Genomic DNA, 16,655 nt, shown 5'->3' with positions numbered 1-16,655 from the left:
GTCCAGCCGATCAACATCCATTCCTGCGATAGATCTAGGCTGATGACTAGTACGATCAAACAGGCGGATACTGAGATCGGTAAAATTGCCATTTCCGTAATGGAGATTTGAGAGATGTAAGCTGTCGGAGGTCTCACATAACGTTCCTGTTCGACGGGACGATCGGAGTGAATATTCATTACTCGAAGCCTACTGCAAAGCTGGAAGAGATTATTCTTGAAAAGCCTTATCCGTTAGGAGGGAAGGAGCAGCGTATGGAAAATGAAATTCTCAGCGTTCTCTGCTATACGAGAGAACCGCTTGAACCGGAAATCTATTCCCCGAAGCTTGCATATAGCATGCATCTCGCTTACACCGAAGACGGGATGAGTTATCGGGAGCTTAATCACAACTCGGGGGTGCTGTTCGCTAAAGCCGCCGAGCTCTCAAACGCCACGCTGTCCGCCAAGAGTTTGAAGAATCCGTACCTGTTCCACATGGCTGACGGAAACTTTGGCGTACTGGCCATTCGGACGGAAGCGGACGGTTCTCCCGATCAGCAGAGCAAGGGCTCGGTGCTTTTGTTCACTTCCCCGGACTTGCTGCAGTATCGGGAGCTCGGTCTGTTGAACCTAACGAACGGGCTTCATGTACAAGATATTATGTGCGAATATGAACATGCTTCCAGAAGGTATATCCTTCGTTGGCGTGAAGAAGACGGAAGGTATTATCAAAGGGAAATGGCGGACGTGACATGCCCGGACGACGCTGCCAAGCCGAAGCCGTGCGAAGCTTTCACGCTAAGCCCGAGACGCGTCGACATTGAAGGAGCAGTGCCCCGCAATGCGATAGGTGTATCGCGAGGCGTGGCTCAGAGGCTGATTCATAAGCTTACGGTACCGGTTCATGTGCGTAATGAACTGCCGGAGCGTGTGGCCGTTACGTCCAAAGAACAGTTACAAGCAGTTAAAGTGACGGCGATATACAGTGATGGCACAACCGCGATCAAGCCGATTGAGTGGGATGCGTCCGAGATCGATTGGAGCCGTCCCGGAACTTATCGCATTTCTGGAAGCATTCGGCAGGATCGCTATACGTTTCCGATGGCGACGAACCTTGCCGACCCTTGCATTGCGCAGTGGGACGGAAGGTATTATTTTGTCGCGACCAATGATGCCGACGGCAACCATACGATATCGATCCGGGAGGCGGATTCCATATTCGGTCTGGTCTCGGCAGAAGAAACCAAAATCCTGGATACAGGCATGCATGATCATCTGAAGCGATTTCTGTGGGCGCCTGAACTTCATGGCATCGGCGGCGATCTGTATATTTTTCTTGCCGGCAGCAGCGGCGAATTCAAAGACATTCAATCGCATGTTATGCGGTTAAAGAATGGCGGCAATCCGAGAATGGCTGCGGATTGGGGGACCCCAATCCGGGTCGCCAGGAATGACGGAAGCCCGCTGTTTCAAGCCGGCATAACGCTGGACATGACCGTATTAGAGCGGAAAGGCCGTTTATATGTGCTCTGGGCGCAAAGGGAATTGGTACCGCATGACCTGGGCTCGTGGATCTATATCGCCGAGGCGGATCCGAGGGAACCGTGGAGACTGATATCGGAGCCTGTCCTGCTGTCCAAGCCCGATTACGGCTGGGCGAACAATCAAACGTTCGTGGAGGAAGGGCCCTTTGCACTCATGACAGACCGGAAGATCTTCGTGACGATATCCGGTGCTCTGGTCGATGCCACGTATTGCGTCGGCATGCTCAGCGTCAATTCTGACGCTGATTTGCTTGACCCGAACCAATGGACGAAGCGAAATTACCCGCTGCTAACCTCCAGAAGCGTGCCGGGCGAATACGGGCCAGGACACAATTCTTATGTGAAGGACGAGGAAGGAACGATCTGGAGCGTATATCACGCTCGTCCAGGCATCGGCCAACCCCGCTGCTCGGGTCTCCGTCGCGTGCATTTCGACGTTGACGGTGAACCAATGCTGGGCTTGACGGAAGAGAAGGACCTGAATCCAGCGCTTGCGTCCGTATACCTGGATGTGCAGGTGGAAGCATTGGTGGAAGGATGACGGAACAACAACTTATCTGGGTTTGTGCGAATTGTTGAACATGAAGAACAAAAGAAGCGCCGTGTTCCCGTGTGCGGGTACGCAGCGCTTCTTTTGCGTTTTGACGACGTGACCCGAGGTTAATCCTTTGCCAATGATGAATTCAGATTGGGCACACCGTCTAGCCGACGCTCATGCTCTTTCCACTTTCCGGCCCTTTGCGTTGCCCAGAGCATCAACACTTTTAGTAATTACAAATCATGTTTAGTTTCTCTCTGGTCCGTTAACGCAAGCAGTTATATGATCTTGGTAGCTACAAAATGTAAGCGCTGCAACATGGATGCAGCCATGACCAAGGGAGGGGAATAACGCATGTGGATGCGAAAGATCAGCCTGCTGTTCTGCAGTCTGATTCTGGTGTTCATGATGGCATGCAGCAGCGGTTCGGGCGGTGATCTGAAGTCGAGCGAACCCGGCATAGCGAATGAGGCCGTCAACGAGCCTGCAGTGAAAGACGAGGAACCGGCAGACCAACCAAGCGGCCAGGAAGACATAACCGGTACGCCGGAAATGGATTTTGATATGGGCGGCAGCACCATCAAATGGGTGTCCTGGTATGACGAGTCCATTCAGGAAGACAACCCTGACAACATTAATCGGAAACGAAATTTGGAAGAGTTAATGGAAAAGCATAATTTTAAAATGGAATACGTAACCGTGGATTTCGGCGAGTATCAGGACAAGGTGACAGCTTCGCTGGTAGCGGGCGAACCGATCGGCGATATCATCCGGGTTGCAAGGCCATGGATGATTCCGACGCTGGTCAATCAAGGTTTGTTCGCGCCAGTGGATGAATACACCAAGAATGAGAAGGTATTCATCCAGCAGTATACGAACGAGTACTCCCAATACGAAGGAAGGGGCTACGGGTTCAGGACGGGGATCAACGGCGCGTCATCCGGCATTTTCTATAACCGCACGTTAATGAATCAATTGGGCATGAAGCCATTGCAGGAATACGTGAACGAAGACAAATGGAATTGGGATACGTTCATTCAAGTCGCGAAAGAAGCGAACAAAGATTCAAATAACGACGGCAAGTTGGATATTTGGGGTCTTGCAACCGCTTCCCTGCTGGTTCCTGCCATGGCTTCGAACGAAGCGAATCTGGTCATTCTCGATAAGCAAGGCATTGAGGATCCAAAAACCTTGGAAGTGCTGAACTTCTTGTCGCGCCTCGCAACCGAGGCGGTCGGGAGACCAACGGAAGGGGGAGACTGGACCGAGCCGGGCCAATTTTTCCGCCAAGGCAACACATTGATGTTTGCAGGCAGCGATTATGAAATGGAAAACTTCAAGAAGGACATGCCGGATTACGATATCGGCTTTCTCCCATTCCCGAAAGGGCCAAGCGCAACAAGTTATCATTCGCATAATACGATCCCAAACTACTTGACGATTCCAAGCGCGGTGGAGCATCCCGAACGTCTGGTCTACATTTATGAGAAAATCAACGATATCGACTCGATCTACGACTATCCGAAACAATCTACGCTGGAGACTTTATTCAGCAACGAGGACGATATTGAAAATGCCAAGATGGCCGGTGAGAGCATTAAAGTGATCGATACCGACAGCGGATATCCATCGATGCCTTATTACGAGTTTATAGGGGAAATCATGGAAGGCATCCCGGTTTCGACGGTCGTCGAGAAATATAAAGGACCGTTCCAGTCAGCGATTGATGCGGTTTGGAAAAAGTGAGCAGGGATCGTCAAGCATAACAGCTGCCCTCGCATCCTCTTTCGATTAGGAGGGCGGCTTCAGGTAAAGCCATTCGTGTTGGAAAGCGATTTCGATTAATGCCTCTTAATGGCAGAGGGAGGATAGCCTTTCGATTCCTTGAACACTTTGCTGAAATAGGAAAGGTCATAAAAACCGCAGCATTCCGCGGCTTCCGTAACAGTACAATTGCCGGTCGCCAGCATGATTTCAGCATTATTTACGCGAACGCGCTGCAGGTATTCCTTGTAGGTCGAACCGGTGTTCAGCTTGAATAGCTTTCCAAGGTAGACGGGGTGGAGATTGAGCTGCTCGGCAAAATCGTTTAACGTCAAGTCTTCCGCATAGTGCTCTTCGATGCATGCTGTCAGTTTCTTGATCCGCGGATCCATCTGCATCGTCGTTTGGCGATGCATGCAGCGGAGCAGCCGATGGAGAATGAGTTCGAACAATGCGCGCGCATGGATCATATAAAACGGTTGTTTATTCATCCACACGAGGTTGAACTCACGGATGTAGGCAAGAATCTCCTTGGTGATCAATTTCTTTGTGACCACGCCAAACGGAAGCCGGATATAATTATGCGGATCGGCCCAGAAAAAATTGAACGGATACGCATGCATGGGCGACTCCTTACATGTATGGGCTTCTCGTACGCTTCCTCCGGGAACGTATACCAGGTCGCCTGCTTCGACTGCAAATTTTTTGCCGTCAATGTAGTAGTTTGCCCGGCCCTCAACAACGAACGTCAAATCATGAAATCCGATTCGGGACTTCTTAATTTTCCAATCCGGATAACATTTACGGTCTACGAACAGAAAGATATTCGGTACGAGATGAGGGTGATATTCAAGCTCCATGCGAAAATCGCCTCCTTTTAAAAAAATTGTAACGTCCTAATGAACTTTTACAACCTGTGATTGGATTGTAATTTTACCATGGAATCGCCGCTTGCTATTATCGAAATTTTCAGCTAAGAAAGGGAATGGTCGAATGATCACGTTAACCGGGTTTGCGGATGAGATCTCCCAGGATTTGGAGGAACAGCTGGATGTCCTTGACTCCGAAAGCATCCGTTATCTTGAGCTTCGAGGCGTATGGGGGAAAAACGTGCTGCAGTTAACGGAAGAAGAGTTGTCTGGCATAAAAGAACGATTATCGCAGCGGGGGGTCGGAGTCTCCTCAATCGGATCGCCGATCGGGAAAATCCAATCACCGACGACTTTGAACCTCATCTCGAACATGCCAAGCATGCCGTTCGTTTGGCTAAGTATTTCCAGGCGCCTTATGTCCGCGTGTTTTCCTTTTACATTCCCGACGGAGACCACGAGAAGTATCGGCTAGAGGTAATACGGCGCATGCTTCGGCTCGCTCAGTTGGCAGAGCAGGAAGGCATTGTACTGCTTCATGAGAACGAAAGCCATATTTACGGAGACACCGGCGAGCGATGCTTGGAGTTGCTTCAATCAGTTTCGTCCCCCCATTTGCGGGCGGCATTCGATCCGGCGAATTTCGTGCAGTGCGGCGTGAAACCCGTAGGCGAGGCCTACCCATTGGTCGGCGACTATACGGCGTATATCCATGTCAAAGACGCCATGATGGGGAAGGGGATGGTCGTGCCCGCAGGCGATGGAGACGGCGAGCTACGTCTGCTCCTTCAAGAGCTTAGCCGCAGGCGGTATTCCGGCTTTCTGTCTTTGGAGCCGCATCTGCGGGCCGCCGGAAGGTTCGAGGGATTCACCAATCCCCAACTATTCGTCGAGGCTTCCAAAGCGATAAAGCGATTGCTAACTGAGGAAGGGATGGAGTGGAATTGAAAGGTCGGATATGAATTCAACCGAGTGCATCCTGACACGAATCCAAAAAAAAATTTTGGGAGGAGCAGTCTCATGAATCGTTTCTTGATTTCACGTTATAAGAAAGCCATAAGTGCATGTTTGGCCCTTGTCCTTGCGTTGTCTCTCATGGCGGCACCTGGCGATGTTGCCGCAGCCAGCGACGCCGTTGTGAATGTATCGTCGGAGAAACAAGTGATACGCGGTTTCGGAGGCATCAACCACCCGGCATGGATCGGAGATTTGACGGCAGCACAGAGAGAAACCGCATTCGGAAACGGAAACAACCAGTTAGGATTCTCGATATTAAGAATCTACGTGCACGAAGACCGAAATCAGTGGTACCGTGAACTGGATACGGCCAAACGAGCGATTGCCCTTGGAGCTATCGTATTCGCTTCGCCATGGAATCCGCCCGCCGACATGGTCGAGACCTTCAACCGCAACGGCGATACGTCGGCAAAGCGACTTCGTTACGACAAGTATGCCGCTTATGCCCAGCATCTTAACGATTTCGTAACCTACATGAGAAACAATGGCGTGAATCTCTACGCGATTTCCGTCCAGAACGAGCCCGATTATGCGCATGACTGGACGTGGTGGACGCCGCAGGAAATGCTTCGCTTTATGAAAGAAAATGCCGGATCGATCAACAGCAGAGTGATCGCACCGGAATCATTCCAATATCTGAAAAATATGTCGGACCCGATTCTAAATGATCCCCAGGCGCTTGCCAATATGGATATTCTTGGCGCTCATCTGTACGGTACCCAAGTTAGCAATTTCGCGTATCCACTATTCAAACAAAAAGGAGCGGGAAAAGACCTCTGGATGACCGAGGTGTACTACCCGAACAGCGAAAACAACTCGGCAGATCGCTGGCCCGAAGCCCTGGATGTGTCCTACCATATCCACAACGCGATGGTAGAGGGAGATTTTCAAGCTTACGTATGGTGGTATATCCGCAGATCCTACGGTCCGATGAAAGAGGACGGCACGATCAGCAAACGCGGCTACAATATGGCTCATTTCTCCAAATTTGTCCGTCCCGGCTATATCAGGGTGGATGCTTCGAAAAATCCAGAAACGAACGTTTACGTATCAGCCTATAAAGGCGACAACAAAATCGTTATCGTTGCCATAAACCGGAACAACTCCGGGGTCAATCAAAACTTTGTCCTTCAGAATGGATCCGTTTCGCAGGTATCCCGATGGATCACGAGCAGCAGCAGCAATCTCCAGCCAGGAACGTCTCTCAATGTAACAGGGAGCAATTTCTGGGCTCATCTTCCCGCGCAAAGCGTTACGACTTTTGTGGGTGAACTCGGACGGTAACACATCGTTTACGGTACTGTTAACAAAGCGTATGATAAGGGCTGTCTTCAAGTCACAAGGGTGACTTGGAAGGGCAGCTCTTTGTTCTGGGCTGGTAATCAGTAAGGAAATCCACGAAGTGCCGACACACAGCTCGCAGTGGTTCCTGCCAAACCCCTTAATGTTTATATTAGCTCTGATTGATCATATTGCCTCGTAAAGGAATTTGCGTCCTTTCGCTCCTAGCCTATTGCCATATCGTATGCAATTGTACTCCGAGGAAGGAATTGTACCTTTTTCTTGCGAACAGTCAAGTGTATCATCGAATTGCTTCAGTTTTGAAAACGCTTTCTATTGAGGAGGGTACATATGCAGCGTTTATGGTCCAAGTTCTCCCCCGTGTTCCGCAGATTTCTGATTTCCTACCTGATTGTGCTGTTAATCCCCCAAATCGCAGGTTATGCATCGTACAGGGCTTCGATTGAAGTAGCAAAATCAAGCTCGATCGAAAACAGTCTGAGTTCATTGAATCTGGGAAAAGAGATCATCGAGCGGCATCTGGTGGAGGTGGAAGCTTTCACGAAGCAGCTTGCGATCAATCAGGATTTATATCGTCTGATCGCCGATCCCAAGCCGCTCGACAGCAACAACGTTTACGGCTTGGGGAGGATGCAGCGCAGTCTGTCCATGTACAGCAGCACGAACGATTACCTGTCCAATTTCTTCATCTACATACGCAATTATAACGCCATTATTACGCCGAGCACCGTCTATTACCGGCCTGAGCATTATTACGAGGCGAATCGGCTTGAAGGAATGACGTTCGAGGAATGGGAAGAGGCCGTATTAAAGAAACCTCATCTAAATGAGTTGATTCCGCTTAAGAAATATAGGCGGGAAATCCGCGATTCGGTGTTTGTCGAAATGCCGGCAGTCACGTTTCTCCAGTCGATACCGCTTAACAGCTTCAACAATCCACAGGCGATGATCGGCGTTATGATCGATGAAGATCATATGGGCAGCCTGCTGCAAAACATCGTGGACCAATACGGCGGCTGGGCGGTGGTTGCGGACCGGGAAGGCAGCTTGATCCTGTCCCGCGGCATCGGCGAAGAGGAAGCCAAGCGCTTCACCGAAGCTCCGGGAGACGAAAACGGCGAAGTCAGCCCAACGGGCGACGGCAGACTGTTGATTTCCATCCGGTCCGACCTGAACGGGTGGACCTATATGGCCGGAATACCCGAGCAGGTGCTGTTGACGAAGGCCGACAAAATCCAGCGGGTCACGACGACGTTTACGCTGGCTGCGCTGGTCATCGGTTTGCTGATCGGACTTGTGCTCGCGTACCGGCACAGTGCTAAGCTCCATTCGCTCCTGTCCGTGTTTCGCGAGCAAAACCACATTTCTCGGGAGAAGATCGGTAACGAGTATGATTTTCTGGCCGGCAATATCGCGGCGCTGATCGCAAACAATGAATTGCTGGAGTCTTCACTGAACGATCAGCTCCCGCTGCTTAGGGATGCGTTTATCAAGCGGCTGCTGACAGGCGACTTCTATACGCTGCGCGAGATCGAGGCGGTCTCCGGTCAAACCGGAGTCCGCCTCCGCGGCGAGCATGGACGTGCAGGGATTCTAAAAGTTGCCGGATATGGCAGCGCTGACAGTGAGGAAATCATCCAGGAACTCAGCGTCGCAAGGTTGATCGTCCGGCAGGGCTTGAGCCGGCTGGAACCCGATGTGCTGGTTACGGACTGGGGTTCGGACCAGATCGCTTTCGTGCATGCGCTTGCCGGAGAGCCGCTGGACGATTTACATTGTCGCCTGGAAGCCGGTTTGCTCGAACTGGTCGATACCGTATATCGGCAGCATCGATTGTCGATCACGATCGGGCTGGGTTCGGTGTTCGACGCGTGGAACGGCGTAGCTGACTCGTTCAACGAAGCGCAGCAAGCGTTGGAATATGCCGTCCACACTGGGGCAGTCGGCATCACCCGGTTCGAGGATGCGATGAAAGCAACGGAGCTGTACTATTATCCGATTGAATCCGAACAGCGTATGCTCAATACGCTTAAGGCGGGTGAACTGGAGGAAACAAGCCGCCTTCTTGACCAGCTGTTCAGCCGGAACTTTGAAGAAAGGGAGCTGTCGTACGATATGACGCAGCAGTTTGTGACGGAGCTCAAGGGAACCTTTTTGAAGCTGGCCGAACAAAAAATATTCCACGACGAGTCGTTGACCGACCATATCAAGGAACAGATCGCGGCCGTTACGACGACGGACGGGGTCGATCAGCTCAGGGACAGATTCGGGAAGCTCATTCATGATATCTGCATGGACGTCCGGAAGAAAAAATGCGACATGCATGCCGAGACCGTGGGTGAGATCATCCGCTATATCCACGAGCGTTACTCCGACGCAGAGTTGACGCTTTATCGTATCGCGGAGCATATTGGCAAGCCCGAAAAGTATATCTCCCAAATGTTCAAGGAACATACGGGAACGAATCCTTCGGACTACGTTGAGCTGGTGAGGATCGGCAAGGCGGCCGAGCTGCTGCAGGAGAACCTATTGACGATTGACGAGATCGCCGCGCAGGTGGGGTATAACAGCGCACATTCATTTCGGAGGGCCTTCAAGCGGGTTCGCGGCGTGTCGCCGAGCACATTCCGGCAAATGGCCGATTAAGGAGACGGCGATCTCGCCAATCTTTTACGTAAAAGGAGGTCAGCCGTCTGCTTAATCGAAGGGGATCGAACGTGTTGGCGGACGCTTTTTAATCGAATCCGCCTAATGAAAAACCTAGTAAAATCAAGGCTTGGAAAGCATCCGTTTCCGAAATTGTACGGCAAGGGAGAAAGTGTGCCTTTACGAAGCCGAGCGTGCAATTTTATGATTACGCACAAGAAAGCGCTGCCAAATAAGTTCTGGCTTCATTGGCAGCTACTCATCGAAGGAGGGATGGAACTGAGTACTCTATTTTCCAAGTCCAAAACGGTCAGAGCCCCGAGCGGCAAGCGCTCGGAAATCGGAAGAGCCGCCTATCGAAGCTTCAGAAGACATTGGCAGCTGTATCTGCTGGTCATTCCGCCGGTCTTGTACTTCATCATCTTCAAGTACTTGCCTATGGCAAACACCGTGCTAGCATTCAAGAATTATAACGTAATGAAAGGGATTTGGGGGAGTCCATGGGTCGGCACACAGTATTTCGAGATGTTTTTTCGCAACCCTGCGTTCGTGACACTGATCAAAAATACGCTGTACATTTCGTTCTATCAATTGATCGTCGGGTTTCCGATCCCGATTCTGCTGGCGTTGGCCTTGAACGAGGTGAAGAGCGCAAGGTTCAAAAAAACCGTGCAGATGGTCACCTATGCGCCATATTTTATCTCCACGGTGGTCATGGTGTCCATCATCATGCTGTTCCTGTCCCCGCGTCTTGGGATCGTGAATACCATTGCTGGCGCGCTTGGCTTTGAAGCGGTCAATTATCTTGGAGAGCCTGGCATGTTCCGCACGATCTACGTGCTGTCCGACGTATGGCAAACCATGGGCTATTCCGCGGTGATTTATCTTGCTGCTCTGGCGGGAGTGGACCCGTCATTATATGAAGCGGCCAAAGTGGATGGCGCCAATCGGTTCCAGAAAATCCTGAACGTCGATCTTCCCGGCATTCTGCCGGCCGCGGTCATCATTCTGATTCTCAGTGTAGGCAACATCATGGCACTCGGCTTCGAGAAAATGTACTTATTGCAGAATCCGCTGAACTTGTCCTCGTCCGAGATCATTTCCACGTATGTGTACAAAATCGGATTGCTGAACGCGAACTACAGCTTCGCCACGGCGGTAGGATTGTTCAATTCATTGATCAATCTGGTGCTGCTCCTAGTCGTCAACGCCATTGCCAAGCGGGCATCCAATACCAGCCTCTGGTAAATTTCACAAAAAGGAGTGAGTGACATGAACGCATTGCGGGCCCATTCCGGAAGCCGACGGAGCGTGAGGATCAAGGAGTCGCTGGGGGACCGTATTTTTCTGAGCGTGACCTACATCTTGCTGATCTTGGTTTTAATTGCCGTCTTGTATCCGCTTATTTACATCGTAAGCTCGTCCCTGAGCAGTCCAAGCGCCGTCTCTGCAGGCAAGGTGTGGCTGTGGCCGGTCGACGTATCGCTGGCAGGGTACGAGGCGGTGTTCCGAAACGGCCAGGTGCTGACAGGCTATGCCAATTCGCTGTTTTATACCGTTGCCGGTACGTTCATCAGCGTATCCCTGACCATCATGGTCGCTTACCCGCTGTCGAAAAAGTCATTCTTCGGCCGCACGCCGCTTATGGTTTTCATTACTTTCACCATGCTGTTCTCCGGCGGGTTGATCCCGACCTATCTGGTCGTCAAATCGATGGGCATGATCGATACCCGCTGGGCGCTGCTCATTCCGAATGCCGTTTGGGTATGGCAGGTCATTATCGCCAGAACCTTCTTTCAGACCTCGATCCCGGATGAGCTTTCCGAGGCGGCAGACATTGACGGGTGCAGCGACATCCGCTACATTTTCAGCGTCGTTCTTCCGCTTGCCAAACCGATTATCGCCGTGCTCTCGCTTATGTACGCGGTGGGGCAGTGGAACGCCTATTTCGATGCCTTGATCTACTTGAAATCGCAATCGCTCTATCCACTTCAGCTCATTCTCCGCAGCATTCTCATCCTGGGAAGCGGAACGGGCAATATGGACGCCGGGGAGATGGTGAAGCAGCAGCAAATGGCCGAGCTCATGAAATACTCGCTTATTGTGGTGGCAAGCCTCCCGGTGCTGGTGATCTATCCGTTCGTGCAGCGCTATTTCGTGCAAGGCATGCTGATCGGCTCCGTGAAGGGCTGATCGTGGGCAGAGCCCGTTATGTTGCATTACCAATTCATGAGGGGGAGATTGATTTGAGAAAAACAGCAACTCGTCTGCTTGTTCTCATACTGATGCTTAGTTTCGTGCTTGCCGGATGCTCCGGCGGAAATGACAACCCGGGAAGCGCAGGGAAGGAAGGCGGCATGCCGGACTCCGGCGAGAAGGTAACGATCAACGTTTTTGCCCATCAAGGATCGGATATGGATCTGAAAACCAACAAGTTTACGAAAAAAATGGAAGAGCAATTCGGCATCAAATTCAATTGGACAACCGTTCCGTTTGACGGCGCGGCCGAAAAACGGCAAATCTCGCTCGCGTCCGGCGACTATCCGGATTTGTATATGCTTATTCCATGGGTAGACCGTTTCTCGCAGACGGACTTATTGAAGTTTGGACAGCAGGGAGTGATCATCCCGCTGAACGACCTGGTCGATGAGCATGCTCCGCACATTAAGGAAGTGCTGGAGAACAACGAATATTATAAAGCGATGAACACCGCGCCGGATGGCAACATTTACGGATTGACCGGCTTAAACGAATGCTTCCACTGCTCCTACCCGAATAAAATGTGGATCAATACGAAGTGGCTTGATCAGCTCGGGCTTGCGCAGCCGACGACGCCGGAAGAATTCAAAGCGGTTCTCGAGGCCTTCAAGACACAGGATCCGAACGGCAACGGCAAGGCGGACGAAGTGCCGCTCAGCGGATCCGTCGAAAATTTCGGCGTTCACGTAATCCCGTACCTTATGAACGGCTTTATATATAACGACGACAGAACATATCTCATCATGAAGGAGGGCCAGGTAGACACCGCCGCGAACAAACCGGAATGGCGGGAAGCGCTGGCCTACATCAAATCGCTTTATGATGGGGGGCTCATTGACCCGGGAGCCTTTACGCAAAATGCAGGCGCGTACAAAAAAATCGGGGATAACGCGGACGCACAGCTGTTGGGCGCCGGGGCCGGCATGCATCCCGCCTTGTTCCTGACGACGGGAGAAGACGCGCCGTACAGCAAGGACTATAACCCGCTTTCGCCTTTGCGAGGACCGCATGCCGATTATGCAACATTCAACTATCCGATTGATCCGGGCGCATCCTTCGTCTTGACGAATAAAGCGAGCAAAGAGGCCCAAATTGCCGCCATTCAAATGCTGGACTATTTCTACACGCAAGAAGGCGCGATGCTTTCCTACCTCGGTGAAGAAGGTAAAAGCTGGCGCAAGCCGCAGGATGGAGAAATCGCGCTGAACGATAAAGTGGATCCGCTCTATAAAGCGATCCCGCTTGAACCCGGGGAGCAGCCCCGCAATGACAATTGGGGAGCATTAACCCAATATAACCATCACCGGGCATACCGCGATGCCGAGGTTCAGGGCACAGATATTTACGCCGATGACGGTTACGAACGCCGCCTGTACGAGGCAACGCTATTGATGGAAGGCAAGGAGCCGCAAGATATCTTCCCGCACTGGGCGCTTTGGGTCGACCCGCTGGTTGCCGACGAAGCCAGCATGATGCAGACGAACATCAAGGACTATATTGACCAGAACGCCTTGCTGTTCATCACCGGTGCCAAGAGCCTAGATAAGGATTGGGATGATTACTTGAAAGGGCTGGAGGGTCTGAACATGCCGCGTTATATTGAAATCATGCAGGCTGCTTACGATTCATCGACAATATCGAAATAAACCGTGGCCCGATAAGCCCGGCTTCTTGGAGACAGGAGTCTTCGCTCAGGACGCGGGGGCTCTTGTCTTCATTATTTTTAAAGTTCGGCGTTTAAGTGATCTTCGATTTGGGACCGTGACATCAAAAAAAGGTACAAATATGCGGGATTCGGCAATTTCTATTCGGTTATCGGATGTTACAACAAGGTGGAATGGAGGTTGTGTTCGATGCGCATTGACGCCCATCAGCATTTTTGGAAAATCGAACGCAACGATTACGGATGGATGACGCCCGAAATTCCGGTGCTTTACCGCGACCATTTGCCTTCCGGTCTCAAACCGCATTTGCAGAGACACGGCATCGGCCATACGATTCTTGTTCAGGCGGCGCCGAGATCGAGGAAACCGAATTCACTCTGAAATTAAGCGAAACGGCCGTACGGGCAGCGCCTCGTCGATGGAAAGCGCCTTTGGGCTCGTCGGCCACGGCGGTTCCTAGACGTTTGTCGGGTTGGTAAAAAGCACGATTACCTTTAACGATCCCGATTTTCACGCGCGCGAAAAGACGGTGCAGGGTAGCCGAATGCGACGCGGGAGGACTTCGAGCGGGTGATTGCGGCCATAACCGGCGGCTGCATTGACATCGCCGATTACATTACCCACCGAAGCTCGCTCGAGGACATGATCGACAGGTTCGACAGTTGGCTCTTGCCGGAATCGAAGGTGATCAAGGCGTTGGTGGAGCTGAACTAGTTCAAATAGCGATAGCGGATTGGAGGAGAAGCATGACAAGTTTGAATGGCATGGAACTGAAGCATCGCTTGTGGTATAGGAAACCGGCGGCCGAATGGAATGAGGCGCTGCCGATCGGAAACGGCCGGCTGGGCGCGATGATCTTCGGCGGCACGGCCGAGGAGAAGCTGCAGCTTAACGAGGATTCGGTATGGTACGGGGGCCCGCGCGACCGCAACAACGAAGATGCGCTGCCCCATTTGCCCGAGATCCGCAAGCTGATTATGGAAGGCAGGCTGCAGGAAGCGGAGGAGCTGGCGGCGATGACGATGGCGGGGCTACCCGAAGCGCAGCGGCACTATGTGCCGCTCGGCGATCTGCTGCTGTCGTTCGGCCAGCATGGCCAGCTTGCCGAGGATTACATGCGGGAGCTTGATTTGGAGCGCGGTGTATCCCGGGTCAGCTATCGGATCGGCGGGATCAGGTATACGCGCGAGCTGTTTGCCAGTTATCCGGATCAGGCGATCGTCATCCGCATCACCGCCGACAAGCAGGAGGCGGTCACGTTCAAAGCCCGGTTCAACCGCCGGAACTGGAGGTACGTGGAGAAGACGGACAAATGGGAGGCGAGCGGGCTGGTCATGCGCGGGGATTGCGGCGGCGAAGGAGGCAGCTCCTTAAGCGCCGTCTTGAAGGCGGTCCCGGAAGGCGGCGTCTGCCGCACGCTTGGCGAGTATTTGCTGGTGGACGGCGCAAGCTCGGTCACATTGCTGCTTGCCGCCGGAACGACGTTCCGGCATCCCGACCCGGAGCTTGACGGCAAACGGCGGCTGGAGGAGTTGAGCCGAGTTCCGTATGCCGAGCTGTTAGCCCGGCATGTCGCCGATTACCGCGAGCTGTACGGACGGGTCGAACTGAAGCTGCCCGAGGATCCGGACAAAGCCGCGCTCCCGACCGATGAACGGTTGAAGCGGTTCCAACACGGCGAGGAAGACCACGGCCTGATCGCGACCTATTTTCAATTCGGGCGCTACCTGCTCATTGCCTCCAGCCGGCCGGGCTCTTTGCCCGCGAATCTTCAAGGCATCTGGAACGATAGCTTTACTCCCCCATGGGACAGTAAATTCACGATCAATATTAACACGCAGATGAACTACTGGCCTGCGGAGATCTGCAATCTGTCCGAATGCCAAGAGCCTTTGTTCGATTTGATCGAAAGGATGCGTTTGCCTGGGCGGGTCACGGCAAGCGTCATGTACGGCTGCCGGGGATTCACGGCGCATCACAATACGGATATATGGGCGGACACGGCACCGCAGGACACGTATCTTCCGGCTTCATTCTGGCCGATGGGCGCCGCCTGGCTGTGCCTGCATCTGTGGGAGCATTACCGATTCGGTCAGGACCGATATTTTCTGGCGCGGGCATACGAGACGATGAAGGAGGCGGCGTTGTTCCTGCTCGATTATTTGATCGAGGACGGCGAAGGGCGGCTCGTGACTTGCCCTTCCGTTTCCCCGGAGAACCGGTATAAGCTGCCAAACGGCGAGACGGGGGTGCTGTGCGCCGGGGCCACGATGGATTTTCAGATTATCGAAGCCCTGTTTAAGGCTTGCATCCGCAGCGGAGAAATCATCGAGAGGGACGAGGCGTTCCGCGAGGAGCTCGCTGCCGCCTTGAACCGGCTGCCCAAACCGCAAATCGGCAAATATGGACAAATTCAGGAGTGGATGGAGGATTACGAGGAGGTGGAGCCCGGACACCGCCACATCTCCCATCTATTCGGGCTTTATCCGGGCGAAGGCATTAACGTGGATTCCATGCCGGAGCTGGCCGCAGCGGCTCGGACGACTCTGGAACGCAGGCTGGATAACGGCGGCGGACACACCGGCTGGAGCCGGGCGTGGATCATCAACTTCTGGGCACGGCTGTTGGATGCCGACAAGGCTTACGAAAACGTAAGAGCAATGCTCCATCACTCCACGCTGCCTAACCTTTTCGACAACCATCCACCATTCCAAATCGACGGTAATTTCGGCGGCACGGCGGGTATTGCCGAGATGCTGCTGCAAAGCCACGCCGGTCGAATCCGGCTGCTGCCCGCTTTGCCTGACAGCTGGAGTGATGGGGAAGTCAGAGGTCTGCGGGCACGAGGCGGCTTCACCTTGAATTTCATCTGGACGAAGGGACAGGTAACTGAAGCGGTCGTGACCTGCGCGGTTTCCGGTCCGTGCCGATTGGAAGCTCCTGGACTTGACCCCGTTTCGTTTACGGGAGAAGCCGGCCGGTCTTACACGTTCACCCAGAAAAGGGATGAGAGAGCAACAATTAACTTTATTGCTCGTGATACGCATTCTTCATGAGGTTACTGATCCGGC

12 protein-coding genes are annotated in these 16,655 nt (G+C 52.7%); 11 read left to right on the top strand and 1 reads right to left on the bottom strand.

The annotated features are described in order from the left end of the window. Window positions 1-167: 167 nt before the first annotated feature. Together OHJ21_RS08540 and OHJ21_RS08535 are read left to right on the top strand one after the other, a co-directional pair. Complete coding sequence (locus tag OHJ21_RS08540) at window positions 168-2,066, top strand: family 43 glycosylhydrolase (RefSeq protein WP_486019816.1); 1,899 nt, start codon at window positions 168-170, stop codon at window positions 2,064-2,066. A 351-nt stretch (window positions 2,067-2,417) separates the two neighbouring features. Further along, window positions 2,418-3,809, top strand: coding sequence for an ABC transporter substrate-binding protein (locus OHJ21_RS08535; protein ID WP_486019815.1), 1,392 nt, complete (start codon window positions 2,418-2,420; stop codon window positions 3,807-3,809). Between the two features lie 95 nt (window positions 3,810-3,904). Here OHJ21_RS08535 and OHJ21_RS08530 read toward each other — a convergent pair whose 3' ends face one another. Beyond that, window positions 3,905-4,687, bottom strand: coding sequence for a helix-turn-helix domain-containing protein (locus OHJ21_RS08530; RefSeq protein ID WP_486019814.1), 783 nt, complete (start codon window positions 4,685-4,687; stop codon window positions 3,905-3,907). Between the two features lie 237 nt (window positions 4,688-4,924). Between OHJ21_RS08530 and OHJ21_RS08525 the strand changes: the two genes are divergently transcribed. The 9 genes from OHJ21_RS08525 (at window position 4,925) to OHJ21_RS08485 (ending at window position 16,640) form a co-directional block, all read left to right on the top strand. Continuing rightward, entirely contained in the window at window positions 4,925-5,644 is a 720-nt protein-coding gene (locus OHJ21_RS08525; RefSeq protein WP_486019813.1) for a sugar phosphate isomerase/epimerase family protein, read from the top strand. Window positions 5,645-5,728: 84 nt separating this feature from the next. Beyond that, window positions 5,729-6,997, top strand: a complete 1,269-nt coding sequence (xynC, locus tag OHJ21_RS08520; RefSeq protein WP_100539384.1) for a glucuronoarabinoxylan endo-1,4-beta-xylanase XynC — start codon at window positions 5,729-5,731, stop codon at window positions 6,995-6,997. Between the two features lie 348 nt (window positions 6,998-7,345). Continuing rightward, window positions 7,346-9,661 carry a helix-turn-helix domain-containing protein gene (locus OHJ21_RS08515; protein ID WP_486019812.1) on the top strand — a complete coding sequence of 772 codons (2,316 nt, stop codon included), beginning with the start codon at window positions 7,346-7,348 and terminating at the stop codon, window positions 9,659-9,661. Between the two features lie 273 nt (window positions 9,662-9,934). After that, a complete protein-coding gene (locus OHJ21_RS08510; RefSeq protein ID WP_207797500.1) occupies window positions 9,935-10,909 on the top strand; it encodes an ABC transporter permease in 975 nt (324 codons plus the stop codon). 24 nt (window positions 10,910-10,933) lie between these two features. Further along, the gene (locus OHJ21_RS08505) at window positions 10,934-11,854 is read left to right on the top strand and encodes a carbohydrate ABC transporter permease (protein WP_015735508.1); all 921 of its coding nucleotides are present in this window, start codon (window positions 10,934-10,936) and stop codon (window positions 11,852-11,854) included. A 53-nt stretch (window positions 11,855-11,907) separates the two neighbouring features. Further along, a complete protein-coding gene (locus OHJ21_RS08500) occupies window positions 11,908-13,566 on the top strand; it encodes an ABC transporter substrate-binding protein (RefSeq protein ID WP_486019811.1) in 1,659 nt (552 codons plus the stop codon). A gap of 207 nt (window positions 13,567-13,773) precedes the next feature. After that, window positions 13,774-13,965 (top strand): hypothetical protein, encoded by a 192-nt coding sequence (locus OHJ21_RS08495; protein ID WP_394055762.1) that lies wholly within the window; start codon window positions 13,774-13,776, stop codon window positions 13,963-13,965. Window positions 13,966-14,154: 189 nt separating this feature from the next. Beyond that, window positions 14,155-14,298 carry a hypothetical protein gene (locus OHJ21_RS08490; RefSeq protein WP_486019810.1) on the top strand — a complete coding sequence of 48 codons (144 nt, stop codon included), beginning with the start codon at window positions 14,155-14,157 and terminating at the stop codon, window positions 14,296-14,298. A 32-nt stretch (window positions 14,299-14,330) separates the two neighbouring features. Next, window positions 14,331-16,640: a glycoside hydrolase family 95 protein gene (locus OHJ21_RS08485; protein ID WP_486019809.1), complete on the top strand. Its 2,310-nt coding sequence runs from the start codon at window positions 14,331-14,333 to the stop codon at window positions 16,638-16,640. Window positions 16,641-16,655: the final 15 nt, after the last annotated feature.

Source organism: Virgibacillus sp. LDC1 (genome assembly GCF_025792345.1).
GTDB lineage: Bacteria > Bacillota > Bacilli > Paenibacillales > Paenibacillaceae > Paenibacillus_AQ > Paenibacillus_AQ lautus.
Note: the sequence above shows the minus strand (reverse complement) of the source record. Positions and strands in the feature narration are given on the sequence as shown.

Excerpts from the sequence above, each read along its gene's own strand:
- OHJ21_RS08535 (WP_486019815.1), top strand. The coding sequence starts at position 2,418 with ATGTGGATGCGAAAGATCAGCCTGCTGTTCTGCAGTCTGATTCTGGTG.
- OHJ21_RS08530 (WP_486019814.1), bottom strand. The coding sequence starts at position 4,687 with ATGGAGCTTGAATATCACCCTCATCTCGTACCGAATATCTTTCTGTTC.
- OHJ21_RS08525 (WP_486019813.1), top strand. The coding sequence starts at position 4,925 with ATGGGGGAAAAACGTGCTGCAGTTAACGGAAGAAGAGTTGTCTGGCAT.
- OHJ21_RS08515 (WP_486019812.1), top strand. The coding sequence starts at position 7,346 with ATGCAGCGTTTATGGTCCAAGTTCTCCCCCGTGTTCCGCAGATTTCTG.
- OHJ21_RS08510 (WP_207797500.1), top strand. The coding sequence starts at position 9,935 with ATGGAACTGAGTACTCTATTTTCCAAGTCCAAAACGGTCAGAGCCCCG.
- OHJ21_RS08505 (WP_015735508.1), top strand. The coding sequence starts at position 10,934 with ATGAACGCATTGCGGGCCCATTCCGGAAGCCGACGGAGCGTGAGGATC.
- OHJ21_RS08495 (WP_394055762.1), top strand. The coding sequence starts at position 13,774 with ATGCGCATTGACGCCCATCAGCATTTTTGGAAAATCGAACGCAACGAT.
- OHJ21_RS08485 (WP_486019809.1), top strand. The coding sequence starts at position 14,331 with ATGACAAGTTTGAATGGCATGGAACTGAAGCATCGCTTGTGGTATAGG.